This window comes from Paenibacillus sp. WC2504, assembly GCF_052682475.1.
Window position 1 is genome coordinate 6,982,614 of the sequence record NZ_JBQZFH010000001.1, and the last position, 26,505, is coordinate 7,009,118.

The 26,505-nt window shown below is 47.8% G+C and carries 23 protein-coding genes and 1 riboswitch; of the genes, 5 read left to right on the plus strand and 18 right to left on the minus strand.

The annotated features are described in order from the left end of the window. Window positions 1-148: 148 nt before the first annotated feature. From ACUN27_RS31555 to ACUN27_RS31565, 3 genes are all read right to left on the minus strand, one after another. Window positions 149-1,975: a cache domain-containing sensor histidine kinase gene (locus tag ACUN27_RS31555; RefSeq protein WP_315953281.1), complete on the minus strand. Its 1,827-nt coding sequence runs from the start codon at window positions 1,973-1,975 to the stop codon at window positions 149-151. A gap of 15 nt (window positions 1,976-1,990) precedes the next feature. Continuing rightward, complete coding sequence (locus tag ACUN27_RS31560) at window positions 1,991-3,607, minus strand: response regulator (RefSeq protein WP_315953280.1); 1,617 nt, start codon at window positions 3,605-3,607, stop codon at window positions 1,991-1,993. A 126-nt stretch (window positions 3,608-3,733) separates the two neighbouring features. Then, the gene (locus tag ACUN27_RS31565) at window positions 3,734-5,137 is read right to left on the minus strand and encodes an FAD-dependent oxidoreductase (RefSeq protein ID WP_315953279.1); all 1,404 of its coding nucleotides are present in this window, start codon (window positions 5,135-5,137) and stop codon (window positions 3,734-3,736) included. Window positions 5,138-5,270: 133 nt separating this feature from the next. Here ACUN27_RS31565 and ACUN27_RS31570 point away from each other — a divergent pair, with 133 nt between their 5' ends. Further along, complete coding sequence (locus ACUN27_RS31570; RefSeq protein ID WP_445560220.1) at window positions 5,271-6,323, plus strand: LacI family DNA-binding transcriptional regulator; 1,053 nt, start codon at window positions 5,271-5,273, stop codon at window positions 6,321-6,323. Between the two features lie 97 nt (window positions 6,324-6,420). Here the strand turns inward: ACUN27_RS31570 and ACUN27_RS31575 are convergent, their stop codons facing one another. Continuing rightward, window positions 6,421-6,897, minus strand: coding sequence for an NUDIX domain-containing protein (locus ACUN27_RS31575; RefSeq protein WP_445560686.1), 477 nt, complete (start codon window positions 6,895-6,897; stop codon window positions 6,421-6,423). A 35-nt stretch (window positions 6,898-6,932) separates the two neighbouring features. Next, a complete protein-coding gene (locus ACUN27_RS31580) occupies window positions 6,933-7,349 on the minus strand; it encodes a hypothetical protein (RefSeq protein WP_445560221.1) in 417 nt (138 codons plus the stop codon). 871 nt (window positions 7,350-8,220) lie between these two features. Here ACUN27_RS31580 and ACUN27_RS31585 point away from each other — a divergent pair. Beyond that, window positions 8,221-9,198 carry a cation diffusion facilitator family transporter gene (locus tag ACUN27_RS31585; RefSeq protein ID WP_315953275.1) on the plus strand — a complete coding sequence of 326 codons (978 nt, stop codon included), beginning with the start codon at window positions 8,221-8,223 and terminating at the stop codon, window positions 9,196-9,198. A 52-nt stretch (window positions 9,199-9,250) separates the two neighbouring features. On the opposite strand, the gene ACUN27_RS31590 is transcribed toward ACUN27_RS31585, so the two are convergent. The 4 genes from ACUN27_RS31590 to ACUN27_RS31605 all read right to left on the minus strand — a co-directional run bounded on the left by ACUN27_RS31590 (window position 9,251) and on the right by ACUN27_RS31605 (window position 13,134). Beyond that, window positions 9,251-10,309, minus strand: a complete 1,059-nt coding sequence (locus ACUN27_RS31590) for a LacI family DNA-binding transcriptional regulator (protein WP_445560222.1) — start codon at window positions 10,307-10,309, stop codon at window positions 9,251-9,253. Between the two features lie 143 nt (window positions 10,310-10,452). Then, a complete protein-coding gene (locus ACUN27_RS31595; protein ID WP_315953273.1) occupies window positions 10,453-11,268 on the minus strand; it encodes an ABC transporter ATP-binding protein in 816 nt (271 codons plus the stop codon). 3 nt (window positions 11,269-11,271) lie between these two features. Next, window positions 11,272-12,078, minus strand: a complete 807-nt coding sequence (locus ACUN27_RS31600) for an ABC transporter permease (protein WP_445560223.1) — start codon at window positions 12,076-12,078, stop codon at window positions 11,272-11,274. 33 nt (window positions 12,079-12,111) lie between these two features. Next, the gene (locus tag ACUN27_RS31605; RefSeq protein WP_445560224.1) at window positions 12,112-13,134 is read right to left on the minus strand and encodes an ABC transporter substrate-binding protein; all 1,023 of its coding nucleotides are present in this window, start codon (window positions 13,132-13,134) and stop codon (window positions 12,112-12,114) included. 65 nt (window positions 13,135-13,199) lie between these two features. Further along, window positions 13,200-13,307, minus strand: a riboswitch (guanidine-I (ykkC/yxkD leader). A gap of 153 nt (window positions 13,308-13,460) precedes the next feature. Between ACUN27_RS31605 and ACUN27_RS31610 the strand changes: the two genes are divergently transcribed. Beyond that, window positions 13,461-13,646, plus strand: coding sequence for a hypothetical protein (locus ACUN27_RS31610; RefSeq protein ID WP_445560225.1), 186 nt, complete (start codon window positions 13,461-13,463; stop codon window positions 13,644-13,646). Window positions 13,647-13,708: 62 nt separating this feature from the next. Here ACUN27_RS31610 and sdhB read toward each other — a convergent pair whose 3' ends face one another. Genes sdhB through ACUN27_RS31625 form a run of 3 tightly spaced genes read right to left on the minus strand, consistent with a single transcriptional unit; the run spans window position 13,709 to window position 16,909 of the window. Beyond that, a complete protein-coding gene (sdhB, locus tag ACUN27_RS31615; RefSeq protein WP_127452857.1) occupies window positions 13,709-14,473 on the minus strand; it encodes a succinate dehydrogenase iron-sulfur subunit in 765 nt (254 codons plus the stop codon). A gap of 2 nt (window positions 14,474-14,475) precedes the next feature. Further along, entirely contained in the window at window positions 14,476-16,239 is a 1,764-nt protein-coding gene (sdhA, locus tag ACUN27_RS31620) for a succinate dehydrogenase flavoprotein subunit (protein WP_127452859.1), read from the minus strand. Between the two features lie 16 nt (window positions 16,240-16,255). Next, the gene (locus ACUN27_RS31625) at window positions 16,256-16,909 is read right to left on the minus strand and encodes a succinate dehydrogenase cytochrome b558 subunit (RefSeq protein WP_315953269.1); all 654 of its coding nucleotides are present in this window, start codon (window positions 16,907-16,909) and stop codon (window positions 16,256-16,258) included. A gap of 288 nt (window positions 16,910-17,197) precedes the next feature. Here ACUN27_RS31625 and ACUN27_RS31630 point away from each other — a divergent pair, with 288 nt between their 5' ends. Further along, the gene (locus ACUN27_RS31630) at window positions 17,198-18,094 is read left to right on the plus strand and encodes a LysR family transcriptional regulator (RefSeq protein ID WP_315953268.1); all 897 of its coding nucleotides are present in this window, start codon (window positions 17,198-17,200) and stop codon (window positions 18,092-18,094) included. A 49-nt stretch (window positions 18,095-18,143) separates the two neighbouring features. On the opposite strand, the gene ACUN27_RS31635 is transcribed toward ACUN27_RS31630, so the two are convergent. The 4 genes from ACUN27_RS31635 to ACUN27_RS31650 are packed head-to-tail and all read right to left on the minus strand — an operon-like array spanning window position 18,144 to window position 22,211. Further along, the gene (locus ACUN27_RS31635; RefSeq protein ID WP_315953267.1) at window positions 18,144-18,881 is read right to left on the minus strand and encodes a response regulator transcription factor; all 738 of its coding nucleotides are present in this window, start codon (window positions 18,879-18,881) and stop codon (window positions 18,144-18,146) included. A 39-nt stretch (window positions 18,882-18,920) separates the two neighbouring features. Continuing rightward, window positions 18,921-20,180 carry a cation:proton antiporter gene (locus ACUN27_RS31640; RefSeq protein ID WP_326061499.1) on the minus strand — a complete coding sequence of 420 codons (1,260 nt, stop codon included), beginning with the start codon at window positions 20,178-20,180 and terminating at the stop codon, window positions 18,921-18,923. A gap of 1 nt (window position 20,181) precedes the next feature. Continuing rightward, window positions 20,182-20,844: a potassium channel family protein gene (locus ACUN27_RS31645; protein WP_315953265.1), complete on the minus strand. Its 663-nt coding sequence runs from the start codon at window positions 20,842-20,844 to the stop codon at window positions 20,182-20,184. 14 nt (window positions 20,845-20,858) lie between these two features. Then, a complete protein-coding gene (locus ACUN27_RS31650; protein WP_315953264.1) occupies window positions 20,859-22,211 on the minus strand; it encodes a TrkH family potassium uptake protein in 1,353 nt (450 codons plus the stop codon). A gap of 223 nt (window positions 22,212-22,434) precedes the next feature. On the opposite strand from ACUN27_RS31650, the gene ACUN27_RS31655 reads away from it, so the two are divergent. Then, window positions 22,435-24,078, plus strand: a complete 1,644-nt coding sequence (locus ACUN27_RS31655; protein ID WP_315953263.1) for a CPBP family intramembrane glutamic endopeptidase — start codon at window positions 22,435-22,437, stop codon at window positions 24,076-24,078. On the opposite strand, the gene uvrC is transcribed toward ACUN27_RS31655, so the two are convergent. Together uvrC and trxA are read right to left on the minus strand one after the other, a co-directional pair. Further along, on the minus strand, window positions 24,038-25,972 hold the full coding sequence (gene uvrC, locus ACUN27_RS31660) for an excinuclease ABC subunit UvrC (protein WP_315953262.1): 1,935 nt from the start codon (window positions 25,970-25,972) through the stop codon (window positions 24,038-24,040). The two genes, ACUN27_RS31655 and uvrC, sit on opposite strands and share 41 nt — an antisense overlap. A gap of 101 nt (window positions 25,973-26,073) precedes the next feature. After that, window positions 26,074-26,388, minus strand: coding sequence for a thioredoxin (trxA, locus tag ACUN27_RS31665; RefSeq protein WP_127452876.1), 315 nt, complete (start codon window positions 26,386-26,388; stop codon window positions 26,074-26,076). Window positions 26,389-26,505: the final 117 nt, after the last annotated feature.

The window sequence follows — 26,505 nt, forward strand, 5'->3', positions numbered from 1 at the left end:
GCAGCTCTATTTCTGCTCGTGTTGTACGCATGAATGGCTCACCTCCGTGTTCTTATAGGACAATTATATCGGTGGGCACAAATGAAATGTAGATGGTAATATTTCTGTTTCTGGTGCAATCTTATGGTTTTAACACAAAAAGTCGCCTCTAAGAGGCGACTTCTTTATATGCGATGCGCACCGTAACGGTCGTTCCCTCCCCCAGCGTGGAGTGAATGCACAGCCCGTAGTGATCACCGGCGAACAATTTGATTCTCTCGTTGACGTTGTACAGTCCGTACGAGCTCCCGGAACCGTCCGATTTCATCGAAGGACGAGGCTGCGTCAGCAGGCTCTGCACGAGCTCCTCATCCATGCCGATGCCATCGTCCGTAACGGAAAGGACCAGAGCTCCATCTTCTTTTCTCGCGCCAACGAGGATGGTGCCGGTCTTGCCCTTGGATCTGCGAATCCCGTGCAGGAGCGCATTCTCGACAATCGGCTGCAGTGTTAGCTTCGGCATCTCCAAGTCGTCGAGCCCCTCTTCGATGTCGAAATACACCTCGAAGCTCTTCGGGAACCGATTTTGCTGGATTTCCAAATACACTTTAGCCAGATTGAGTTCATCGGTCACGCTGACCAGGTCTCTGCCTTTATTGAGACTGAGCCTGAAATATTTGGCCAAGCCATTAATCATATTGGAAATCTCCGGCGCATTATGACCGATGGCGATCCAATTAATTGTATCCAGCGTGTTGTACAAGAAATGCGGATTAATTTGCGCTTGCAAGGCTCGAAGCTGAGCCTCCCGCTCCTGCACTTTGGATTGATAGGTTTCCTCCATCAAACCATGAACTCGGTGGATGAGATGATCCACACTATTTTCAAGCAGCTTAAAGTCGCCTCCCGCATTGAATGTACGGTCATCCAAACTTTCAATACCGCCTCGTTTAATCGTCCTGATCACCGTTTGAATGCGCCGGTTCATGTTGCGAACAATCATCGCCAGAAGGATAAACACGAGCAAAAGAAACAAAATCGTTACGGTCGAAATCGTCGCCACGCCAGAAAATTGGTTCAACGCAACAGCTCGCGAGCTGATCTCCGATTGCGGCACTTCAGCAACAAGTTTCCACCCCGTTGAGGCAACCTTTGTATAAATGGCAAATCGCGGATTTTTATCATCAAGCAAACGAACGACGCCTTCATCATGAAGTGCAATCGTGCTCAACGGGTCGCCTTCCATCATTTTTTTACCAAGCAATGACTTGTCTTGATTCGAGATCATCTGGCCATCGTCTGCAATCAAATAAATATTGCCATCTTTGGTCAACTTAATTTTATTCAAAATGTCGGTTATCGTTTTTTCAGAGACATCGATCAGCAGCACACCGGAAATTTGGTCGTACTCGTGCAAATCCCGAAGCATACGGGCAGCCGAGAAAATATAGGCAGGCCCTTGATCGATAAAGGATTCCAAATAAGCGCCCGACCACACGATTGCGCCTCCTGAATTCATCACCTTTTCATACCAAGGCCAGTTCTTCAGACTCTCCTGTGTAAAAAAGTTAACCCGTTCGCCCGTAAACATGCGATCCCCATTGACGAACAAACGAACCCGAAACACATTCGTATTCGTCTCTGCACTATCTACCAAAATACGCAGCTCTTTCAGGGATTCCAGCTGCTGATCGATCGTGGCTTTACGATTCAAATATTCCGCCAGCTTCGGGTTCATAAATAACGTATTGGACGTATCCCGGACCGAATCGAATTGAAAATCCAAGTTAATGCTCGCTTGCTTAAGCGTTTGCAGCATCGTATTCGTTACTTCCTCTTCTAAGATGTGCGAGGACCTCTGGGTATGCATGACAAGCAGAACAGCCGCAGGAATGAGGATAAACAGCACATAGCCTAGCAGCCAATATTTTGCCGCCATCACACCGTTTGTGAGCAGCAATACATAATTCCAACCATTAATAAGCAGCCGTTTCATCGAGTGGCACCTTCTTTATATCATCTGGTCACGATATGCGCTCGGGGTAAGTCCGACATATTTCTTGAACAACTTGCTGAAGTAGCTGGGGTCTGAGTAACCTACCATAAAACAAACCTCATAAAATTTATTACGGGGATCGCTGAGCAGCTCCTTCGCTTTCTCAATTCTCACCTTGGTTAGAAACTCATTAATCGTCTCGCCCGTCTCCTGCTTAAACAGCAAACACATATACGTGGATGACAAATAGACCTCTTTGGCAATATCCCCAATCTGTAAATTCTCCGCATAACGCTGTTCGATTAAGGCGTGGATGCGTTCAATGACGTTTTTCGGCTTCCCTTTGCGCTTCTCCTCAATGCTTTCACATACCTGCAGAAGGTGCTCCTCCACAATTTGACGCAAATCCGCCATGCGCTCCTGTTTAAAAATGCGTTCCCACAAGTCTCTCTCCTTCTTCTCCATGTCGGGTCCAAGCATATTCAGCTCCTGCAAAAGCCGGCTTGTCAGCAAAATTAATTGCAAGCTCACGTTTCGCCCGTTTGAAAAGCCTAACCTGCGGTTCTGAGCAAGCGGGATAAACACATCGTCCAATTCGGCATGCAGCGCCGTTTTATCCGATGATTTGACCACCGACATAATGCGTTCTCCCTGCGCAGCATCAAAACGGTACACGCTTTCATTATCATGTTCCAAATGGTCAATGGAAATAATGCGATTTTTCCCCAGATACCAGCGATGATCAGCAGCTTCCTGCGCCCGATTATACGATTGCGGCAAAGCAGCCAACTCGGATATTCGCTCGCCTACGCCAATCGTAACACTTATTTTCAGCCACTTAAGCAAGCTATCCCGAATGTCTTCCGCCACACCAAGAAGCATCTCCTCCTGGGTATCCTCTTCGCCCATCCTCAGAATGCCGACATATTCGCCATTGCGATTCTCAAATACATATCCCTGCATATATTTCCCAATGATTTCCTGAATAATGTTTAAAATAGAGTAAGCCAGCAACTGCTGATCCCTCTCGGAGCGCGTCGCTACAACTTGATCGCTATCATCGATTTTCACAACAATCGTCCAATAAACCGCTTCGCTAGGCAGCACGAGCCCTAGAAAATCAAGCCGGTCTTTGATCCTGCCTGGGTGCGGGATTCCGTCCCGAATTAATGACATCAGAAACTTTTCACGCAGCAAAGGCATGCTTTGGGTCAGTTTTGCCTGCATATCAACGATATAAGTGCGTTCTTGCTCCGCTTCCTTGAGTTCATTGACGACCCGTTCGACAACAGCGGCCAGTTCCAACCTATCGACAGGTTTAAAAATATAATCCACCGCATTGACCTTGAGTGCCGATTTCAAATAATCCGCATCGTCATGCCCGCTTACAAACACAATTTTCATCGTTGGAAAACGCGCTTTAATTGCATGTGAAAGACGAATCCCATCCATCTGCGGCATACGAACATCCGTCAAAACAATGTCCGGTTTGAGGCTCTCAATCACTTCCAGACCTACGTCTCCATCATCCGCTTCACCAACAACTTCAATGCCATATTTCTCCCATTCAAAATAAGACATTAATCCATGCCTCACAGTAGGTTCATCATCTACAATTACGAGTCGAAACATGTTGTATGCGCCTCCCTTACCCAGTGATTCTAGTATACTTGCTAGTTGTCGTGTTCGAAATAGACTATGATCAAAAAAAATCGCCCCTGCTGCCAAAGGCAGGTCTGGGACGATCTTCTCCTTGATTTAATTGCTTTCCTCGTCGTATTCAATGTGACCGGAGGCCACCGTAACGGCTTCTACTTTTCCAGGATTTTCGCCCAGCCAAGCCCCCTGCTCCACCAGCCTGCGCTGAAGCTCCGGAATGTTCACCTCACGGAAACCGGCGCCAGTCACGCTCGCCATGGCCGCAGCCGTACCGGCCGCTTGCCCCATGGCAAAGCAGTTCGGCATTACGCGCAGCGAGCCCTGTACAGGACGGTCCGACGAAACAGAACGTCCGGCAACGATAAGATTGGATTTCCCCTGTGGTAGCATGCATCGATACGGAACACCATGTGATTTGCCTTTTGGCAAATGCTTGATAACCATCGTGCTGCTGGCATTGGCAAGGTGAATATCGATAAAGTACGCATTACGCGCAATATCATCTTCAAACGTCCGCATGGAGATGAAATCATCCACGACAAGCGTGTAGTCGCCCGCGATGCGGCGTGTTTCCCGAATACCGATTTGATCGCCGGAGTGTACGAGATGAATATTCTCGAACCCTGGCACATACTTGCGCAGGAACTTGATTTGAACATCGATCAGCTTGCGACCTTCAATAGCCGCATACGTCAAATCTTCCGCGCTCGTACCATCAATGCCGAAAATATGTCCAAAATTAAATCCCGCAATAGAGTCGGTAATCCATGCAATACCGGATACGCGCTTGCGGCCTTCTGGGAGATCTCCGTTTTGCTGCGCTTCCACAATTGTTTTGTCGAGCTGCTTGGATTGCCCCGAGTCCTGGCAGAACTGATCGAAACGCGCTTTATCCGCTCCCGTCACAAGATAGCACATCGTTCCCGGCTGCAGCTCACCATTTTCCCCGCCCGTTTGGAACGGTACACCGGCAAGCGCCGCCAAATCTGCGTCCCCGCTCGCATCAATGTACAGCTTAGCTTGAACGACCGAACGTCCCGATTTGTTGCTGATCACGAGTCCGCTGATCCGGTCTCCTTCCAGCAGCACTTGGTCCGCAACGGTGTGGAACAAGATTTTGGCACCGCTTTCCAAAACCTGCTGATCGTACACACGCTTCAGCGTTTCGACATCGATAGGCACCCAGTCCAACTGTTCCTTATAACGCTCGTGAAACGCATCCCCTGCTGCCCGCTTCATCTCGTTCAGAAGATCCAGACCAATCCCGCGTATGATCGGCTTTTCGCCATCCGAATATGGGCAAAATGCCGGTACGAGTGCTGCTGTCCCCATGCCTCCCAAATATCCCCGCTGCTCGATCAGCAGTGTGTCGGCGCCATTGCGTGCTGCTGCCATGGCTGCGGCAACACCCGATGCTCCGCCTCCGACAACGACGACGTCCGGTGTATAGGAAATTGGAAGTTCCGATGAAATTGTAATGGTTTGTGCCGTTTGTTTAGCCATTTGTTCTACCTCCATAGGATCTAATACCTTCATTATAGTCCGACCGGAAAGTGAAACTAGTTTAATTTTAGTTTAATCAAAAAAGCGATCATGGTACGATAGAAATCAAGATACAACTGTGAGGTGGAATCACGTGCCAATACGCAAAGACGTAACACAGAAGACAATTGCCAAAGAGCTCGGAGTCACCGTACAGACCGTCTCCAAAGCATTAAAAGGTAAGCCCGGCATGTCCGAGACGACCCGCCAGCTTATCCTCGAAACGATGGAGCAGCGAGGATATTTTACCAAGGATCAAATTCGCAGCCTGCGCGCCGAGCACATCTCTCCTTACCCTGTGGAAAAAATGAGATTCCTGCTTGTTCAAACAGAGGCCTCCTTGAGCTATCATGCACGTTTGATCGGCGGCTTGCAGGATCGCTTCGCCTCCTTCGGCCACCATATTGAAGTCTGTATGCTGCCGACTTCCATTCGGAGCAGCGAGATGTCCGACTGGCTGGAGGAGCATGGCATTGCCTACACCGACGGCCTCTTCATTGCGCCCAGTCTGACGCCCAAATCATGGGAGGATGAGCTTCTGAAACTGCAGATCCCAAAAATTCTGCTGAGCTATCCACCGCTCGGCACCAAAGTAGACAGCGTCATCTGGGACATCTATGAAGCGACTTTCCAAGCCGTTGCCTACCTGCGGTCCATCGGGCATGTCCGTATCATGTATGTTGGCGATACGCACCAACAACGTGGGTTTATCCTGCGCTGGCAGGCATTCCAGCATGCCATGAATGAATTTGAGGCGGCGATCGATCCCCGCCAGCATTCCATCGATGCGCGGAGTACGAATCCGCATTGGCTGGATGATCTGCGCGCCAAGCTGCTTCGCAGCGCACCTACCGCCTTGATCTGCGGCGTCGACGGCGAGGTCCCGGCTGTGTATCAGCTCTGCACCGAGCTGGGGCTGCGCATTCCCGAGGACATCTCCCTCATCGGCATGCTCAATGAGCAGCCCGCATCCATGCCGGAGTTCACCCGGCCGCTACTATCCGTTCGCGAGACCGGCTACCGGGCAGCCGATCGCATGCTCTGGCGAATCGCGAATCCCACGCTGCCGTGTGAGCATATTCGCATTCAGGGGGAGCTGTGGATTGGGCGGACGACGGCTGAGAATTTGGGATCTACTACTGTATAACAAAAAGGCTGTCCCCAAAGTCGTGAATGACCAGGGACAGCCTCTTTTAAGTTCATGCTATTTGTTCTTTTTTTCCATCGGCGGCTTTTTATCAGTATCAATTTAACGTAAGTTTGTACTCTTCTATCAGTTCAATATTTCTCTTCCGACCCCTCGCGTAATCCTTAATCAGCTGCTTAATATTCGGATAGAGCACTATGCTGTCCAACTCAGAAAATGAAACCCATCTGACACCGGTTTGATTCTCATCGGGATTCGCCGGGAGAGACGGCCTGGAACCTTCTTTTATCTGGCAATCAAACATCAAACTTAAGCAGTGCGGCGAATTGCTTTCATACGTTGTAATTAAATGCGGAACATGTTCGGAAACAAAAGCAAGCGGCCCTACTTCTACATCCACAGCAGCTTCTTCCAAAGCCTCTCGCTTCACTGCTTCTATGACGGACTCCCCAGCCTCCACGCCACCAGCTGGAAGATTGTAATGAATCCCGTTTTTGTCTTCAAATTGTATAAGCAAAACAGCGTCATTTTCGATAATAAGCGCACACGCTCTTACCCGGATTGGATAAGTCAATCTAATCATCGCCTTTCGATAAGTATCGTATACAACTACTGCAGAACTTGATTTTCAGGTAAATGAAAGACGGAGATAACCCCCTGAATGTGATAAGCAACCTTCTCCTCTGTTACAAAACACAGAACCGCACTCGTCGGCCGATCGCGAACCGCAATCATGGTCATCCCCAAGACTTCAGCATTCAAACGCACAATATAGTGAAACTTCGTTGTTCCGTCGATGCTTAATGCTTCAATCGTATGTTGAGCAATCTTAATATCCTGCTCGCTTAACCCTTTTTCGAAAATAGACGAAATATCGTGCAGCAAATCGGGAAACTCATCTATTTCAATCCTTGTCCCCGCTACCGCTTCATCCTCTAGCATATCAGGATTTCCAGATAATTGCTTTACGTTATTTTTGAATCCAGACATCGCCATGTAGATCTTCGTAAAAAAAGAAGTTAACATAATGGATTGCCCCTCCCGTTTGCTGAGTGCAACTTTGTTAATCGTGCGTCTCGCGGCCAATTTGGAACAGTATTAGATATATTGTTTGGAAAATGAAAAAAGCCCACGGATGGGCTATTTATTTATTAAGGACAAGAAATAGTAACTTAATTTATGCATGTAGATTTTCGTGTGCAGTGGGCTTAGTACAATTCAAATCCCTTACGGACCGAGCAGCCCTTATTCGCAAGAATTGGGACTCTCTAGAATTCTAACGGACACTAGCGCGGCTATCCACCCCTTCAGAGTGAATTTGTGATGTGAAATGACAAGATAACGTTACTGGGGTCCGTTAGTGATGCAAAAAGAAGCAATTTGCATAGAATAACGGCGATGAGGTCCGTTAGAGTGTTTTCCCTCTTTTTTCGAGATACTCTGATCGGATTGTTTGAGGTAAGAAGAATTACATCGCCAGAAAAAAAAGGAACCCAGCCAACGGGGCCGGGTTCAAAAAGTTTATATTAAAAAGGGGGTCTTGGTTATTATATTACCCTCCGAACATTATGGAACCATAACAGGAATATTTCATTTATGTTACAAAATAGAAAACGCTTTATTCTTTTCCTCTTTAAGCACTTCTATACGTTTTTTTAGGCTTCTATACGCTTCTATACGCTTCTATACGCTTCTATACGCTTCTATACGCTTCTATACGCTATTTTACACTTCTACACGCCTCTAAACGCCGCTATACGCTCCCCTGCTCATTTTGTAGACTTCTCAGAAATTTGTGTTTAATCTGTAAATCGCCCAAAAAGGGTTGCACCTTTCCCCCTCTTAGCATATAATAGTAATAATTAAATTAGAATTATTATAAATAAGGAGGGACCGTATGAATACCGAATACGACTACCACCATCTTCATCACGTAAAAAAACAAACAAAATCCAGAAAAACATTGTGGGTAACCCTTCTGCTAACTGCCTTTTTCACCATTGTAGAAATCGTCGGCGGAGTGTTTTCCAATTCGCTCGCACTGCTTTCGGATTCAGCCCATATGATTTCGGACGTCATCGCGCTGGGCTTAAGCATGATTGCCCTGCATCTCGCAACCCGGCAGCCGAATGCCCGATTCACGTTCGGGTTCCTGCGGTTTGAGATCATCGCTTCATTCCTAAACGGCCTCGCCCTCTGCGTGATCGCCTTAGGAATCTTCATCGAGGGCATTCAGCGCATGATTCATCCCCAACCGATTCAGCTTGGCCTCATGTTAGGAATTGCTTCGATCGGTTTCGTCGTCAACCTGGTGCTCACCTTGGTGCTCCATAACAGCGTGAAGGAAGAGGATAATCTGAATGTCAAAAGCGCCCTCTGGCACTTTTTTGGCGATCTGCTCAGCTCGGTTGGCGTCATCGTATCCTCCATTATTATTTATTACTCTGGCTTGCTTATCTTCGACCCTCTCATCTCCATGGTGATTGGCGGCATTATTTTCATCGGCGGCAGCAAAATCATTCGTGAATCGTACCTGATTCTCATGGAATCCGTGCCGGAGCGTTATAACCTGGACGAAATTCGCAAGCAGATTGCCTCTGTCGAGGGCGTAGAGGATGTGCATGAAATGCATCTTTGGGCTGTTTCGACGGACCATTATTCCTTAACAGCTCACGTGTTCATCAGTCCCAACATTCAACCGTTCTGCGTCATTTTGGCCATTAATGAAACGCTCAAAAGCAAATACGGCATCGAGCATGCCACGATTCAAATTGAACATGCCGAAATCAATCCGCATGGGGAGTACGGTAAAGCGTTCTTGAAGCATCAAAACCGTTTAAACTCCGCTTCCAGCAGCTCCCTACCTCTCCTTTAATCCAAAAAAGATAAGACCATCGATCTCTCCCCCAAGCGATCAATGGTCTTTCTTATTTGCCTGAAGATTTCCGTACGATCATCTCTAGATCAATAAACAGTTCATGCCCTGTCACACGTGGCAAGTATTCCTCCAGCAGCTGCGTATTCTCCTCGTCCAACTCTTCCCCAATCTGCCGCATGAGAAATGCCGCAACCAAGCTGGTTTGCAAATCAACCGGCATCTCAAAGCTGGTGATAGACGGGTAGCTTGACTTGGAGAAAAACTCATTATCCATCCCAATGAGCTGTATCTCTCCGGGTACGGATATCCCACGTTCATGGCAAAGGGCTAGAAGCTCAAGCGCCAACGCATCATTAAACGTATAGATCCCGATAGGCCTAAGATCCCCGCTTATGCGCAGCGCTTCATCAAGTGTACCCTCAATTCCAAGCTCCCCTGCATCCAAAAGCGCATGAACGGTCGATTCCCCACGATCGCTTAGCCCAGCCATAAATCCTTGGATACGCTGTTCGTTAGCTCCCATTCCCTTGCTTCTGCCTGCATAAATCACGGAGCGGCAGCCGTTCGCCAGAAAATGCTGAACCGCCTCCGAAGACGCTTTCGCAAAATCCAAGTTAACGGCCATTTTGACGATTTCGTTCGGCCAGCCCCACCCATTGAAGATGACAAGGGGCGTGCCCTCTCCGACTAACTGCTGCGTAGACTGCATGCTCATCGCCAAACCATGGCTGACCAAGCCGTCTACTCTGCGCTGTAATAAATGCTCCAGATGGCGCTGCTCAATCTCCGGATCCATACCTGCCGTCGAGAAGATGGATAAATGGTAGCCGAAATGATGCACCTTCTGCTCCAGGTTCTCCGCAAAACGGCCATAATAGCCGCCAAAATGCGGAATAATCAAGCCAAGCTCATAGGACCTGCGCCGGCTCAAATTTGTTGCCATCACATTCCGGCGATAGCCTAACCGAACAACGGCTTCTTCCACCTTGCGGATCGTTTCGGGCGCCATCGGCACCTTTCTGCGATTGATAACATTCGATACGGTAGCAATGGAAACGCCGGCTTCCGAAGCTACATCGACAATTGTCGGCTGTTTACTTTTATTCACATGATTTCCCTCATTTATGAATCGCTTTAATTTATTCTATCGAACAGCCAATCCCTCGTCAATTAGAACAGTAAAAGTAAATTTTCCAGAGATTGTCCAGCATACAACAAAAAAACTTGACCGTGATAACGGCCAAGTTTCTATTATTCCTCATGATGCCCAATCAGGGAAATAATCTGCTTTTTCAACTTCAGGAAAGACTCCGAATCTTTCACATCTTCCACGTCCCGCAAACCGGCTGGAATGACGATTTCTTTACGAATTGTGCCCGGATGCGCCTGCATCACATACACACGTTGGGAAAGGAAGATCGCTTCCTCGATATCGTGCGTGATGAATATAACGGTCGTCTTTTCTTTCTCCCAGATGCGCAGCAGCAGTTCTTGCATCGAATTTTTGGTCTGCGGATCGAGCGCCCCGAAAGGTTCATCCATCAGCAGCACTTCCGGATTGTTGGCGAGTGCTCTTGCGATCGCCACCCGCTGCTTCATCCCGCCGGAGAGCTCCTTCGGCAGCGCTCTGGCGAACTTTTGCAAGCCGACAAGCTCCATGAAGTGATCGGAAATGGCTCTTTTTTCAAAAATAGGAACACCCTTCAGCGTCAGCCCGAACTCGATGTTCTCTCGTACGGAAAGCCAAGGGAACAGCGTGTAGGATTGGAACACCATTCCGCGATCAGCTCCAGGACCATCAATTTCATGCCCCGAGATGCTCAGAGATCCTGTAGTCATCGTCTCTAGACCCGCAACAATTCGCAAAAGAGAGGACTTCCCGCAGCCGGAGGGACCAACAAAACTCACAAACTCATGTGCATCCACATGAAAGGAAACTCTGTCGAGTGCTACGAATTGCGACTTCTTCGAACTGTACACTTTCGTAACATCGGAAGCCGTAATTTTGCTCATTTTTATCTCTTTTTCATGCGAAGGTTCGATATGTAGGGCTTGTTGTGCTCGCATCAGTTAACGCCCTCCTTCCAGCCATGGGAAAAATCTGCGGTGACAGTAAGCAAAGGTACGGTCCGTCATCAATCCGAGCAGGCCAATGGCGATAATACCTACGAAAATTTGATCCGTATTCAAGAATCTTTGCGCCTTCATGATGGAGAACCCCAGCCCGCTGCTTGCCGCAACCAATTCCGCTACGACAAGATAGGTCCAGGCCCAGCCAATAATTAAACGCAAGGTGTTCATCAAATCTGGCAGCAGCGCTGGGATTAGCACTTTCTCAATAGCTTGCCAGCGATTCGCGCCAAGGGTGTACGAGGTTTGCAGCAAATCGTTCGAAACCGATCGTGTATTGTCTGCCACCATCAGCATGAGCTGGAAGAAACAGCCGATGAAAATAACGATGACCTTCGCCCACTCCCCGATTCCGGCCCAAACCATAATCAGCGGAATGAACGCCGTAGCCGGCATATAGCGAATAAATTCGGTCGGTGGAACGAGCAGCGCTTCTGCAAAACGAAACGTACCCGCCAGAATCCCAAGCGGAATCCCAAGCAAACAAGCAAGTAAAAATCCTGCCCCTACTCGGAAAATACTAATGCCAACATGATGCCAAAAAGTGGAACTCTGCAGCTGAATGGCAAATTGGCGAAGCACTTGATCCGGTGTCGGCAAAAAGGTTCGATTAACCAAATTGCCATAGCTGAGCAAACTCCAGAAGACAACTGCCAAACATATAATGAGAACAATGCCTGAAACATACGTTTTACGATTGATGTCGCCCCGTATGGCAAACAACGTGGATTTGCGTCTTTTTTTCATAGCCGTTTCCATAGAGCACCTCTCACTCACCTGTTATTTCTTTCGCTCTTTCATCACTTCTTCGACAAAGTGTCCGTCCAAGAAGGTCTCTGCTTTCGGGATGGTGCTCAGCATATCCAAGCTTTTCAAGAACTCGGCTGTTTTCTGCGATGTGTACTGCAGGGAGCTGTACGAATCGCCTTTTTGGAAAGCTTTCACATTATCGTCTAACTGAAATATTTTCACGCTGTCGACTCCAGCTTTGTATTCGTCCACTGGCGTCTCGGCCGCCTTCGCCATAATTTGTAGCGACTCTTCCGGATTAGCTTTCCAGTAGTCCAGCGCGTCGAACCAGGCATTCAGAATTTTCTTCACGTCTTCCGGCCGATTTTTGGTGATTTCTTCTTTAAACACGAGCAGATCAGGAATGAGTCCAGGTGTATCCTTGGAGGAAAATAACAGCTTGCCTTTGCCCTCTTGAATCGCTTTGCTCAGGAATGGTTCCCACAGTACGGCGCCGTCCAGGTTGCCTGAGATGAAAGCAGGTCCTGCATCGTTCACTGTCATATTGGTGTAAGAGACGTCTTTCTCAGCGAGGCCGGCCTTCTCAAGCGCCGTTAGCATGAGCAGATGATCGACCGTCCCCAGCTCCGTTGCGACCTTTTTCCCTTTTAACTCCTGCAGCGAATTGATGTTAGGTTTGACTACGACGCCGTCTCCACCATTGGAGTTATCGTTCACAAGCACCGCCTTGAGTGGAATCCCTTTGCTTGCAGGAGCAAGCGTGTCACTTAAAGTTTGGCTATTCGCATCAACTTTGCCGGACGCAAGGGCAGATAAGGAGTCACTGTACACGGGGAACCAAACAAGATCGACCTTTACGCCATTTTTCTCAAAGAACCCTTTTTCCTTCACCAAATACCAAACAAACCAGCCCGGCCATGGACTAAGCGCCAATTTGATGGGTTGATCACTGCCACCTGCTGCCTTACTTGCTGCCTCTTTACTCGAGCATCCGCTCACGACTGTAAAAGCGAGTAACAACGCCATCATCAGAAATACCATTCTTTTTCTCATTCTGATTCTCCCTCTCCATTTAAACTGGTAAAAAGAAAAACCCGGAACGATATCATATTCTGATATCCTCCCGGGCTTTTATCCCTCCGTGTGCACGATGACCTTCACCGTGTGTCTTCTCTTGGACCAGACCGACAGCCTTCATCTGCCGCGGAACCCTAGAAAACAAGTTTGCTATGAGGTTGTAACTAACTCTTACATTTGTCTATATCATACTTACATCCTAGACTTATGTCAATATACATAACACAAATAATTATTTTATTGTCAATTCACTCGAATGTGTAATATTATATTACATAATAACATCGGATTTGGAGGTGCATATGATGTATTCGATTCATTTCCACTTAAGTATGTTAGATATCACGATGGCAGCTTCGTCAAAAAACGAAACCATCCCTGCTGCAGCACCATGCCAGGAAGAACTGGCCATCAAGCATCTTCTCCAGACCTCCCTTATAGATAACGCTGATTGGGCGGAGACGAACGCGCTTCCCCCGGCAAATTAACCCCTGTATGCACAAAAGCCCGACACCCTGTCGCTCAGGGTATCGGGCTTTATTCTTAAATCTTACACACCTAACCATTTCTTGAACAAATGTTTCGTTGTGTCTGCATTCAATGCTGCGATGGAAGTCGTCAGCGGAATACCTTTCGGACAAGAGCGTACGCAGTTCTGCGAGTTACCGCAGCCTTCGATACCGCCATCTGTCATCAGCGCATCCAAACGCTCGTCTTTGTTCATTTCACCTGTTGGATGAGCATTGAACAAACGAACTTGAGAAAGCGCGGATGGTCCGATGAAAGAGTTCTTGTCATTAACGTTCGGACAAGCTTCCAGACATACGCCGCAAGTCATGCATTTGGACAACTCGTATGCCCATTGACGCTTCGACTCCGCCATACGTGGTCCTGGTCCAAGATCATAAGTACCGTCGATCGGAACCCATGCTTTGACTTTCTTCAAAGCGTTGAACATGCGTCCACGGTCGATAACAAGGTCACGCATAACAGGGAACGTGCTCATCGGAGCTACGCGAACCGGCTGCTCCAGCTTATCGATCAGAGCCGAACATGCTTGGCGCGGTTTACCGTTAATGACCATGGAGCAAGCTCCACAAACTTCTTCCAGACAGTTGGATTCCCAACAAACTGGCGTTGTTTTATCACCACGCGCGTTCTTTGGATTACGTTGCACTTCCATTAAACCGCTGATGACGTTCATATTGGGACGATAAGGAACTTCAAATTCCTCAGTATAAGGCTTAGAATCCGGACTCTCTTGACGAGTCACGATAAACTTCACGGTTTTCTGTGCGCTTAGTGTCTCAGCCATGATTAATGTCCTCCCTTTTTCTTCTCCGTGGAGTAATCACGTTTCCGCGGTGCAATCAAAGATACATCAATGTCTTCATAGCTGATTTTCGGACCTTCCGGCGTCCAATCGGCAATCGTAGTTTTCATGAAGTTATCATCATCACGTTCAGGGAAGTCAGGCTTGTAGTGCGCGCCACGGCTCTCGTTACGCATTAATGCACCCACCGTCATCGCTTCAGCAAGCTCGAACATGTTCCAGAGTTGGCGTGTGAACGCAACCCCTTGATTGTTCCAACGAGCTGTATCTGTAATGTTGATGTTGTTGTATCTTTCTTTCATGTCTTTAATTTTATTGATTGTATCTTCAAGACGATCATTGTAACGAACAACCGTCATATTCGCATTCATCATGTCGCCTAGTTCTTTGTGCAGAACATAGGCATTTTCTGTCCCGCTGTTCATTTTGAGCAAGCTCTCATAGCGGTCCTGGTGACGTTTCTTCTCACGATCGAACACGATGGAAGACGTATCATCCGCATGTTTCTCTAGGCCGCGAATATACTCAACCGCTTTAGGACCGGAGACCATACCGTCATAGATAGCCGAAACAAGGGAGTTCGCGCCCAATCGGTTTGCACCGTGATGCTGATACTCACACTCACCCGCAGCGAACAAGCCCGGGATGTTCGTCATCATGTTGTAGTCAACCCACATACCGCCCATGGAATAGTGAACCGCCGGGAAAATCTTCATTGGGATTTTACGCGGATCATCGCCCATGAATTTCTCGTAGATTTCCATGATACCGCCAAGCTTGATATCAAGCTCTTTTGGATCTTTGTGAGAAAGGTCAAGGTAAACCATGTTTTCGCCGTTAATACCAAGCTTCTGATCAATACAAACGGAGAAAATTTCACGCGTTGCGATATCACGAGGCACCAAGTTTCCGTACGCCGGATATTTCTCTTCAAGGAAGTACCAAGGCTTCCCGTCTTTGTAAGTCCAAATACGACCGCCTTCACCACGTGCGGACTCTGACATCAAGCGAAGCTTGTCATCGCCAGGAATCGCCGTTGGGTGAATTTGAATCATTTCACCATTCGCATATTTAACGCCTTGTTGGTAAACAGCACTTGCTGCCGTACCTGTGTTAATAACGGAGTTCGTTGTTTTACCAAAGATAATACCAGGGCCGCCTGTTGCCAAAATAACAGCGTCAGCCGGGAACGTTTGGATCTCCATGCTGCGCAAATCTTGAGCCGCAATACCTCGGCAAACATTCTCGTCATCCAGAACGGAGCCAAGGAATTCCCAGTGCTCGAACTTCGTTACGAGACCAGCTGTTTCCCAGCGGCGTACTTGCTCATCAAGTGCATACAGAAGCTGTTGCCCTGTTGTTGCACCCGCAAATGCCGTACGGTGATATTTCGTTCCGCCGAAACGACGGAAATCAAGAAGACCTTCTGGTGTACGGTTGAACATAACACCCATACGGTCCATCAAGTGAATGATGCCTGGTGCTGCATCACATAATGCTTTAACTGGCGGTTGATTCGCCAAGAAATCCCCACCGTAAACGGTATCGTCAAAGTGCTCCCACGTGGAGTCCCCTTCACCTTTCGTATTCACCGCACCGTTAATGCCGCCTTGCGCACATACGGAGTGGGAACGTTTAACAGGAACCAAGGAGAACAATTGCACGTGAACTCCGGCCTCCGCTGCTTTAATTGTCGCCATGAGTCCCGCAAGGCCTCCGCCGACGACGATGATTTTCGAATTAGCCACTTCTGTTCACCCTCCCTTAATGCCCCGAATGCGCTTCTACCGGAACTTGAAATTGCGTATCTGTAAATGCAGTCAAAGACATAATAAACATCACGGACATCACTACGAACAATACCATCCAAATAATGGAGGAGTAACGTTGTGCGCGAGGTCCAACCGTAATTCCCCAGCTTACAAGGAATGACCATAAACCGTTGCAGAAATGGAATGTCGCTGAAACGATACCAATCACATAAACCGTAAACATAACCGGATTCGTCGCAATGTCATGCATTGTCATGCCGAGATTTTCGTGTGCAACATTGCCTAATGCAACTTGCAGGCGAGTCTCGAACAAATGCCACGCTACGAACAGGAACGTAATAACGCCGGTTACCCGTTGAAGCATAAACATTTGGTTACGGAAATAGCTGTAGTTCGAGACGTTATTACGTGCTTGATAAGCCACATAAAGTCCATAAACGGCATGATAAAGAAGCGGAAGCCAGATGCCTACGATTTCTAACAGCAGGACCAACGGCAGACCGTTCAACCAGTTAATTTGATCCACGAATGCTTCAGGACCCTTCGTTGCTTCATAGTTAGTGAGCAAATGCTCAATAAGGAAGAAGCCCACTGGAATTACACCAAGCAAAGAGTGGATCTTTCGAAAGTAATACGAATTACCCATAATGTAACCAATTCCCCCCTCAACAAAATTTCATAAATACCATCCGACATGTTCTGACAAAACAAGCCACATACCATTCTACTCTCGCCGCAAACGAGCGTCAACCCATAATCATCCACGCCTATTTTACACCTAATTAGTAAGCGAATATACACGGTCGTCCAATAAATGTGAATAAAAAGTGACATGTACATCGTACCTCTAATACGCTTATAATGGAAGTGCCGTTTTTTTATATATACTTATAACTAATTTGCATATACAAATGAATACGGAGATGAAAAAAACATGGAACTCTTAGATGTTTTCGCCGTTGTTGTCGAACAAGTAAGCCTGAATAAAGCGTCACAGCTGCTTAATATCTCACAACCCGCTCTTTCACGCAAAATTATGAAGCTGGAAGAAGAACTCGGCGTGGAGCTATTCATCCGCAAAGGAAAGCGTCTTGAGCTGACCAAGGCAGGTCAAATCTGCTACGATCATGCGCTCGAGCTTCGCCACGTAGAACGGAAATTCAAGCAAACCCTTCAAATGTACAAAGCTGCAGGCACCCATTCTTCGATTACGATCGGCGCCAGTTTAACAACTTTGCAGGCTACACTGCCCGATCTGATAACAGATTACTTGCAGGTCTATCCGCTCACAGAGATTAAACTGCTTACAGGCAAAACGCATGAAATCGTGACCATGGTCAAAGAAAACAAAGTCGACATCGGTATCGTCGCTTCTCAAATCAATGCATCGAGCCTGCACTGCGAGCCGTTGTTCGATGATCATCTATGTCTGGTGCTTCCGCTGGGGCATCCGTTCATTGATCGAGCCAATATTACGATGAGCGATTTGAACGACCTGCCGATGATCCTTTTCTCCAAAGGCACCTGGTATCGCATCTTGATGGATGAGCTCTTCCATAGGTATACGATTTTTCCTAATGTCCAAATGGAAATCGATTCTTTCGAGGCGATCATTCGGCTCGTATCTACCTGCAAAACCGCGACACTGCTTCCTAAGTCGTATCTGCGAGAAGATTTGATTCAGAATAATGAGTTAATTCTGCGCTACTTAGTGGAACTAGAGCAAACGAAGCGAACCACTTCGCTAATCTATTCGGACCAAGCAACTGACAATCCGGAGTCCCTTAAATTCATCGAACAAACGATCAGCTACTTTGCTAGGCACAAATAAACCTCCAATCCGCCCGGTTTATCGAGCAAAATTAGAGGTTCTATGTAAACTAATAGACGAACTTATAACCCACACCCCAGACCGTCCGGATCCGCCTAGGCTCTTTGGGATTGTCTTCGATTTTTTTGCGAAGATTGGCAATATGCACATCAATCGCACGATCGGTGACATAGGAATCGAAGCCCCGGACGGTTTGCAATAAATCCTCTCGCGTGTACACACGACCAGGATGGTTGACGAAACATTTCATAATTTCAAACTCCGAATATGTCGTCTCGACCAACTGCCCCTGAACAATCATCGAACGGGTTTGAAGATCGAGGGTAATCTTGTTTTTATCCGCGATCAGCGCCTCATTTGTCTCTGGCTTTGTAACGTGGCGTACTGTTGGGTGCACGCGTGTGTTTTCACCCGCATTTTGATACAAATTGGAACGGCGGATCAAAGCATGGACTCTAGCGCTCATTTCATGCATGCTGAACGGCTTAGACATATAGTCATCGGCTCCAGCCCCCAGCGCAGCCACCCGTTCAACCACTTTATTTCTCATCGAAACAATCATAATCGGCACACTCGACGTAGTTCGCACCTGTCTGCACAGTTCAAGTCCGTCCATATCCGGCAGCATAAGATCCAGCAAAATGACGTCTGGAGCAAACGGCTTGACCGCTTCAATTCCCTTTTGCCCCGTCTCCATTCGAATGACTTCAAAGCCTTCTTCACCCAAATACATGGAGATCATATCGCCGATCATCGGATCGTCTTCGATTATTAATACTTTGTACATTCGGAGTCCACCTTCGCCTCGAAATTCTCTCGTTGGGACTTACAAGACGGAACCATCAGCTTCCGGCCCGTCCGACTTCACTTCAAGTCCCAGCTTTTTCGCCACAAAAGCCGTTGTGCTTGCCTGGAACAGGATGGTGATTAGCACAGCCATAAAAGTAACACTCGCAATAAGATCACTGTGTGCAATCCCCATACCAGCCACCATCCCGCATAACGCCGCCGGAATAACACCTGTTTCACGAACCCAGAACATGAATAAGATCTCATTCCATTTCCACTTCGCTTTACGGTCTGGCCACGTACAGATCAGCACTGTCAGCGGACGCGCGATAAAAACAAATACGAAGATGACACCCAAACTCGTCCAAAAATGCTCGAGGATGACCGGGAAATTCACTTGACTGCCTAGAAGAATAAAAATTAGCATTCGCATGATAATCGTAATATTCTCTGAAAAATGCTCCATTTCATGGCGCTTATCTTCCATATCAAGCTTGAACGTGCTGGCATTCCCCCAGATCAGCCCCGCTGTAAAAGTCGCCATAAAGCCGCTAACGCCGAGGATTTCTCCTGCCAAATATGCTCCTAACGAGGTGACGACCATCGCAATGGTTGCATAATCTCTCAGCAGGCCAAGTTTCAAATGGGCAGTAAGAAAGGTCATCGCATAGCCGATAACGGCTCCAAGCAGAAGCCCTCCGAGTGCTGTTTTGACAAAATCAAGTGTGCCTGAAAGCAGGGAAACTTCCTTGGTGCCCAGGATGACAGCAATTAGCGAAAATGTCAGAATGGAAGCCGTCGCATCATTAAAAGCCGATTCACTTTCAACGGTCTCTCTGACTTTGCGGCGGATTTTCACTTGTTTAAATACCGGAATGAGCGTTGCCGGGTCTGTTGAAGCAATAATTGCGCCAAGGAGCAATGCATACAGCCATGGCAATTCCAGAAGGAAATGCGATGCAGCTGCAACGGCCACGCAAGTGATGATCACACCGGGAATGCTAAGCATGCCGACTGTAACCCAAACTTGCCGCAAACCGGTGAGCTTGATGTTGCGTCCTCCGTCAAAGAGAATTAGCGCGGAACCGATAACGAGAATGAATTGATTCGTAAACGAGGCACTTGGCTCATAAATCCAGTGGAACGCTTGTCCCGCGATCATACCTGCTACAAGAAACATGGCAACATCAGGGAGTTTAAGCCAGTTGGCTGCCTTCCCGAACAACATCCCTAATCCAAAAATGAGCACGAGCAGCACGATGACATGTTCAATGAGCTGGGAAGTTGAATTCTCCATCTTATCGGATAACTTCACTTTCAAATTCTTCGATTTGATCGTTCGTTCCGATGATCACCATGACATCATTTTCATTTACAACATCGGTAGCAGTAGGTGCAATAATCACACCTGTTTGTTTGTTAACCGCCACCACGCTGCAGCCGTATTTGGCACGCGGATCTAATTGTTTAATCGTAAGCCCACACAACCTTTTCGGCACGGAGAGCTCTGCAATCGTATAATCTTTGGAAATTTCAATATAATCCAGTAAATTCGGTGAATTGAGCTGATGGGCTACGCGTATCCCCATGTCACGCTCAGGATAGATGACGCGGTCAACCCCTAGCTTCTGCAAAACTTTCCCATGCAATTCAGACAGGGCTTTGGCTACCACCTTTTTAACCCCTAAATCTTTCAGGACGATCGCTGTTAAAATACTGGACTGAATGTCGTCCCCAATCGCTACGACTGCGCAATCAAAATTACGCACTCCCAGAGACTTCAGCACATCTTCATCCGTTGCATCCGCCACAACGGTATGCGTAAGCTCATGGCTCATCTCGTCTACCGCTTCCTCATCCTTATCGATGCCAAGCACCTCATTGCCCAGCTTAATAAGCTCTTTGGAAATGCTGGCTCCGAATCGCCCAAGCCCGACTACCACATATTGCGTTTTCTTCATTTGTTAAGCTTCCCCTATCCAATCGTGATTTTACCCTCTGGGTATCTATATAATTCCTTCTCTTGTTTCGGCTGAAGCGCATAAGCGAGCGTGATCGGGCCGAGGCGCCCGGCAAACATCGTCAAGCTGATGAGAATTTTACCGAAGAGCGTTAAATCGGGAGTGAGTCCCATCGTTAATCCTACCGTTGCGAACGCGGATGTGACTTCAAACAAGATTTTGAGCAGCTGTGAATCCTCCGTGGTCGATAGCAGCATGGTAACCGTAATGACGAGAAATAAGGCAATCATCGTTAACGTAATCGCTTTAAGAATGCGGTCCTTTGCCAAACGGTAGCGGAAAATGACAATATCCTCTTTCCCACGGATCATCGTGACAATGGCTGCGATCAAGATGGTGAAGGTCGTTGTTTTGATACCGCCGCCTGTGGAACCTGGAGATGCCCCGATAAACATGAGAATGACCATGAAAAATTGCGTAGCTTGACGAAGCGCGCCAATATCCACCGTATTTGGACCTGCCGTCCTCGGAGCGACGGATTGAAAGAAGGAAGCTAGTATTTTGCCTCCTAAATCAAGCGAACCTAAAGTTCTGTTATTCGTATATTCGAATATAAAGATGATAAGAGCTCCTGCTACGATAAGAAAGCCGGTCATACTTAGTACAACCTTGGAGTGCAAAGAAAGCTTCCTCGTTTTGCGATAATCCATCGCATCCGACATCACAATAAAGCCTAATCCCCCTAAGACAATAAGAGCCATCGCGACAAAGTTAACCACAAAATCGTCTGCATATCCCGTAAAGGAAACGAAAGGAGCATCGACTGTGCCGAATAAATCAAACCCTGCATTGTTAAACATGGAAATTGCATGCCAAATGCCGAAATACAACGCTTTAGAAAAACCGAGGTCAAAGCTCCAGCGAATCGTGAAAATAACGGCCGCAATCGCTTCGATGGATAAGGAGTAAATAATCACTTTACGGATCAAACGGACAATGCCTTCCATGCTACCTTGATTGAAAGCCTCTTGAAGCACCAACCGTTCCTTGAGGGTAATTTTCTTGCGGAAAACAAAGGCAAGCAGTGTAGCCATCGTCATAAACCCTAATCCGCCAATCTGAATTAAGGAGACAATAACGATCTGGCCAAACATGGTATACGTGCTTCCCGTATCAACAACAACTAGTCCTGTCACGCAGGTCGCAGAAGTTGAAGTAAACAGCGCATCAATAAAGGGGACGGAGTGGCCGGTCGCTGATGCAATCGGCAGTGTGAGGAGCCCTGCTCCGATAAAGATGATGACGGCAAAGCCAAGAACTAGAATTTGTGGCGGTGTCATCTGCCAAATACTTAATTTTTTACGCATAGGCCCTCCTGGTCTATGATACGAAAGAAATCAAAGAAACGATTCGTGCAAATACTGTCAATAGTAGCGTTCCCCGCTCAACTATAGTCATTCGGCTTCACTTGCAAATATAGGTATTATATAACTGTTTGATTTGTATTTCCACCTAAAATTCGCATTCTTGTAAAACTCATGGTAACGTGGAAATGAAGGTTTCATACTCGTGAATTCAGAAGGGAATTGAATGATGCCAAGGCCGAAATTAAACCGATTTCTCCTCCTCCTAGCCTGTATAGGCATAGCCCTTTATGCGGGCATAACGGCTTTGTATGGCTTACAAACGGAAGAAGCGCCGGCGGGCGAGAACCCTTCCATCACCAAAGCGCAGGCCGCAGAACATGCTTCTACCTTCATCAATGAGCGTTATGCGATCAAGGGGAGCAACTCTTTTGTAGCGTACCAGTCTAAAAAAGAACGCAGCGGCTATTTGCAGAAGGAGCATCTATCCGAGAGCTATGACGCGGCATTCGGCAAACGCTACCCGCTAGACTATTATCAAGTCAACGTAAGTGATTCCAAGAAAAACCGTCAGTTTGAAGTTGAAATCAACTACACGGACGGCGCCGTAATCGGATGGCGTGAGGTCTATAACGCTGAGAGCGAGAGTGCTCTTATCAGCAAACAGAAGGCTGACATTATGGCCAAGCAGGAAATGCGAGCTCGCGGGCTTGATCCCGATGACATGAAAGCCATCGATAAAACGGAAGACGCAGCGCAGAAAAACTCCGGTTTGGTTCTATACTACGAAAAACAATCTCAACCTATGGGAGAAGCGAAATTACAAGTTCGCACGCAATTCGATGAGAAGAATTTAGTCGGCTACACCGTACTTTTCAGCTTGCCGGCTTCGCATCTGGATTGGCTTGATGCTCAGGATCATTCCGCTTCCGTGATGACCTGGGTTTCAATGGGCTTCTCCATTCTCATGACCATTGCCGCCATTGTCCTTATCATCATTTATCGGAAACAAATGAGATTTCGCAGCGGACTCCTGCTGACGGCTATTTTCTTAGCCATTTACATCGCCAATAACTTTAATATGTACCCTGCCTTCCGCTTGATTAGCGGCGGAGGTCCGAGTGCTGAGTTCGCCACATGGGCGACCATCATTTTCATGAACGTACTAGCTGTTGGACTCGCTATCTCACTCTATTTCTCTCTTGTAGCCGGCAATGGCCTGTGGAATTCGATGGGGCAGCCCAAGTGGCCAACCTGGAAGGAACATAGGTATGGCACAGAGCTATTTTATGGCATGGGACGGGGCTACCTGCTGGCGCTGTTCATCCTTGGGATTCAACAGGTTCTCTTCTATACAGGGGATGTCAAATTTGATGTTTGGGCGGTCAACGATCCAACCGATTCCGTCCTCAACATGGTGGAACCCCGCCTCTTCCCTTTGATGGCTTGGGTTGCGGCGATTTCGGAGGAAGCCACTTACCGGCTGCTGGGCATCATTTTATTTAAAAAGCTGTTCCGCAATAATTTTATTGCAATTCTCATTCCTAGTGTGATTTGGGCGGCGAGCCACACCCAGTACCCGATCTATCCGGTCTATACACGGTTAATCGAAGTTACCATTATCGGTATTATTCTTGGTTATGTGTTCCTCAAATATGGTTTCATTACCGCCGTCTTCGCTCATGCCTGCATGGACAGCATCCTGATGGGGATGTCACTCTTCTCATTAGGACATGTAAGCGATGTGCTGTGCGGGATCTTATATCTCCTGCTCCCAGCCATCGTCGGTTATTTCCTTACATGGCTGCATGGAAAAAGGCGGGGCCCCCTTATTCCTGGGGAACCGCCGCCTCGCCTTGGAGCGCTTTGAGAATTTCGCCTGCTAATTTCTCGCCTATACCCAGAGGCTTGAAGTCTTGGACTTCAGCCTCTTTTATTTTGCGAACGGAGCCGAAATGCTTCAGGAGTGCCTTCCTGCGCTTCTCCCCGATACCTGGAATGGCATCGAGCTGTGAGGCTACCATGGACTTCGCTCTCGTTTCCCGATGGAACGTGATGGCGAAGCGATGGACCTCATCTTGAATCCGCTGAAGCAGATAAAACTCCTGGCTGTCCCGCGGCAACGGAATGATCTCCGCAGGATCTCCCATCATCAACTGCGCTGTCTTATGCTTCGCATCCTTCACTAGACCGCAAATCGGAATGTACAGCCCTAGCTCATTCTCCAATACATCGACCGCGGCGGAAATTTGCCCTTTGCCTCCGTCGACGACGATAAGATCGGGCATCGTCAGATTATCCTTAAGCACACGTTCATACCTTCTGCGAATGACCTCACGCATCGTCTCGTAATCGTCCGGGCCCACGACCGTTTTCACTTTGTACTTGCGGTACTCTTTGCGATCGGGCTTCCCGTCCACAAAAACGACCATCGCTGAGACCGGATTCGTTCCCTGAATGTTCGAGTTATCGAACGCTTCGATCCGGCGAATCTTGCCCATACCGAGCCACTCGCCGAGGTTTTCCACGGCTTTGGTCGTCCGGCTTTCGTCCCGCTCCACGAGACGGAACTTCTCTTCCAGCGCGTTGCGGGCGTTATCTTTGGCCATATCGACCATCTGCTTCTTCAGCCCGCGCTGCGGGATGTGGACCTTGACCTTCAGCCACGATTCCAGCGCCTCGCGGACATCTTTCATTTCAGCCTCGGCTTGCACGGAGGACTGCACGGGCTGCTCAGCAGTGACAACGTCTACTGCTGCAGGGGCTGCGCTTACTTCTGCCTCAGGCATGCCAGGCAGGAAGATCTCCTTCGGCAGCGCAGGATTGTCGATGTAGACCTGCGTGACATAAGTGATGAAATCACTGTACTCATCACCATAATACGGAAACAGCGAGACGTGCCGCTCGATGAGCTTGCCCTGGCGCATGTACTGGATATGCACCGCCATCCAGCCTTTATCCACCGCATAGCCGAACACGTCACGGTCCTGCGCGTCGACCGCATTGATCTTCTGCTTCTCCATCAAGGCGTCGATGCTCATGATATGATCGCGCAGCTCCTTCGCGCGCTCGAAGTTCAGTTCTTCCGCTGCCGCCAACATCTTGGTCGTCAGCTCTTCCTTAATGACGTCGTGTCCCCCGTTCAGGAAACGGGTGATCTCCTGCACCATCCGCTCATTCTGCTCAGCGGATACCTCATACTCGCAAGGCGCCAGACATTGTCCGATATGATAGTATAGGCATACTTTATCGGGCATTGTCTTGCACTTGCGCAGCGGGTACAATCGGTCCAGCAGCTTCTTGGTCTGCTGGGCCGCAAAAGCATTCGGATAAGGGCCGAAGTACTTGCCCTTATCCTTATACACCCGCCGCGTGACTTCCAGGCGCGGCTGCGCCTCATGGGTAATCTTGATGTAAGGAAACGTCTTGTCATCCTTGAGGAGTACGTTGTACCGCGGATGATGCTGCTTAATCAGATTGCACTCGAGAATGAGCGCCTCCACATTGGAGGAGGTGATGATATATTCAAAGTCGCGGATTTCGCTGACTAGTCTTTGCGTCTTGGCACCATGGCTTCCTGTAAAGTAGGAGCGCACACGATTCTTCAGTACTTTGGCTTTTCCTACATAAATGATCGTACCTTCGCGGTTCTTCATAATATAACAACCAGGTTTATCCGGTAATAAGGAAAGCTTATGTTTAATCATTTCCAGACGCTGTTCACGGACGGCCGCGTCCTCTTGCTCATGTTCAAACTCCGTCATGATTCCTATCTCCTTTCGTGCACAAAAAAGCTCATTTTCAGCATAGCAGAAAATGAGCTTTTTCTCACGAACAATTGTTTCTAGTTCGAATTCAAAACAACTTATTGATGACGAGTTACAACATTTTTCAAAGCTTCTTTGGATTGGAAACCAACCACTTTATCAACAGGCTGTCCGTCTTTGAAAACGATCAGTGTTGGGATACTCATTACGCCGAAACGCGCAGCGGACTCTGGATTGTCATCCACGTTCACTTTTGCGATTTTCAAAGCTTCTACTTCTTTATCAAGCTCTTCCAAAACAGGAGCGATCATTTTGCAAGGTCCGCACCAAGGTGCCCAGAAGTCTACAAGTACTGTACCTTCGCTTTCAACTTCAGCTTTAAAGCTGTTATCAGAAACATTCACGATTGCCATGATAGTTCCTCCTTCTAAGAATGGATTTATAACATCAAGTAGTTAATTGCTACCGATGAACGTCAACATGTAAAGTATACCACACCCATAGGCCATTTCAACCAAACCATAACTTAG

Coding starts and splice junctions, on each gene's coding strand:
- ACUN27_RS31555 (WP_315953281.1), bottom strand. CDS start 1,975: ATGAAACGGCTGCTTATTAATGGTTGGAATTATGTATTGCTGCTCACA.
- ACUN27_RS31560 (WP_315953280.1), bottom strand. CDS start 3,607: ATGTTTCGACTCGTAATTGTAGATGATGAACCTACTGTGAGGCATGGA.
- ACUN27_RS31565 (WP_315953279.1), bottom strand. CDS start 5,137: ATGGCTAAACAAACGGCACAAACCATTACAATTTCATCGGAACTTCCA.
- ACUN27_RS31580 (WP_445560221.1), bottom strand. CDS start 7,349: ATGTTAACTTCTTTTTTTACGAAGATCTACATGGCGATGTCTGGATTC.
- ACUN27_RS31585 (WP_315953275.1), top strand. CDS start 8,221: ATGAATACCGAATACGACTACCACCATCTTCATCACGTAAAAAAACAA.
- ACUN27_RS31595 (WP_315953273.1), bottom strand. CDS start 11,268: ATGCGAGCACAACAAGCCCTACATATCGAACCTTCGCATGAAAAAGAG.
- ACUN27_RS31600 (WP_445560223.1), bottom strand. CDS start 12,078: ATGAAAAAAAGACGCAAATCCACGTTGTTTGCCATACGGGGCGACATC.
- ACUN27_RS31605 (WP_445560224.1), bottom strand. CDS start 13,134: ATGAGAAAAAGAATGGTATTTCTGATGATGGCGTTGTTACTCGCTTTT.
- ACUN27_RS31610 (WP_445560225.1), top strand. CDS start 13,461: ATGATGTATTCGATTCATTTCCACTTAAGTATGTTAGATATCACGATG.
- sdhB (WP_127452857.1), bottom strand. CDS start 14,473: ATGGCTGAGACACTAAGCGCACAGAAAACCGTGAAGTTTATCGTGACT.
- ACUN27_RS31625 (WP_315953269.1), bottom strand. CDS start 16,909: ATGGGTAATTCGTATTACTTTCGAAAGATCCACTCTTTGCTTGGTGTA.
- ACUN27_RS31630 (WP_315953268.1), top strand. CDS start 17,198: ATGGAACTCTTAGATGTTTTCGCCGTTGTTGTCGAACAAGTAAGCCTG.
- ACUN27_RS31635 (WP_315953267.1), bottom strand. CDS start 18,881: ATGTACAAAGTATTAATAATCGAAGACGATCCGATGATCGGCGATATG.
- ACUN27_RS31640 (WP_326061499.1), bottom strand. CDS start 20,180: ATGGAGAATTCAACTTCCCAGCTCATTGAACATGTCATCGTGCTGCTC.
- ACUN27_RS31645 (WP_315953265.1), bottom strand. CDS start 20,844: ATGAAGAAAACGCAATATGTGGTAGTCGGGCTTGGGCGATTCGGAGCC.
- ACUN27_RS31650 (WP_315953264.1), bottom strand. CDS start 22,211: ATGCGTAAAAAATTAAGTATTTGGCAGATGACACCGCCACAAATTCTA.
- ACUN27_RS31655 (WP_315953263.1), top strand. CDS start 22,435: ATGATGCCAAGGCCGAAATTAAACCGATTTCTCCTCCTCCTAGCCTGT.
- uvrC (WP_315953262.1), bottom strand. CDS start 25,972: ATGACGGAGTTTGAACATGAGCAAGAGGACGCGGCCGTCCGTGAACAG.
- trxA (WP_127452876.1), bottom strand. CDS start 26,388: ATGGCAATCGTGAATGTTTCTGATAACAGCTTTAAAGCTGAAGTTGAA.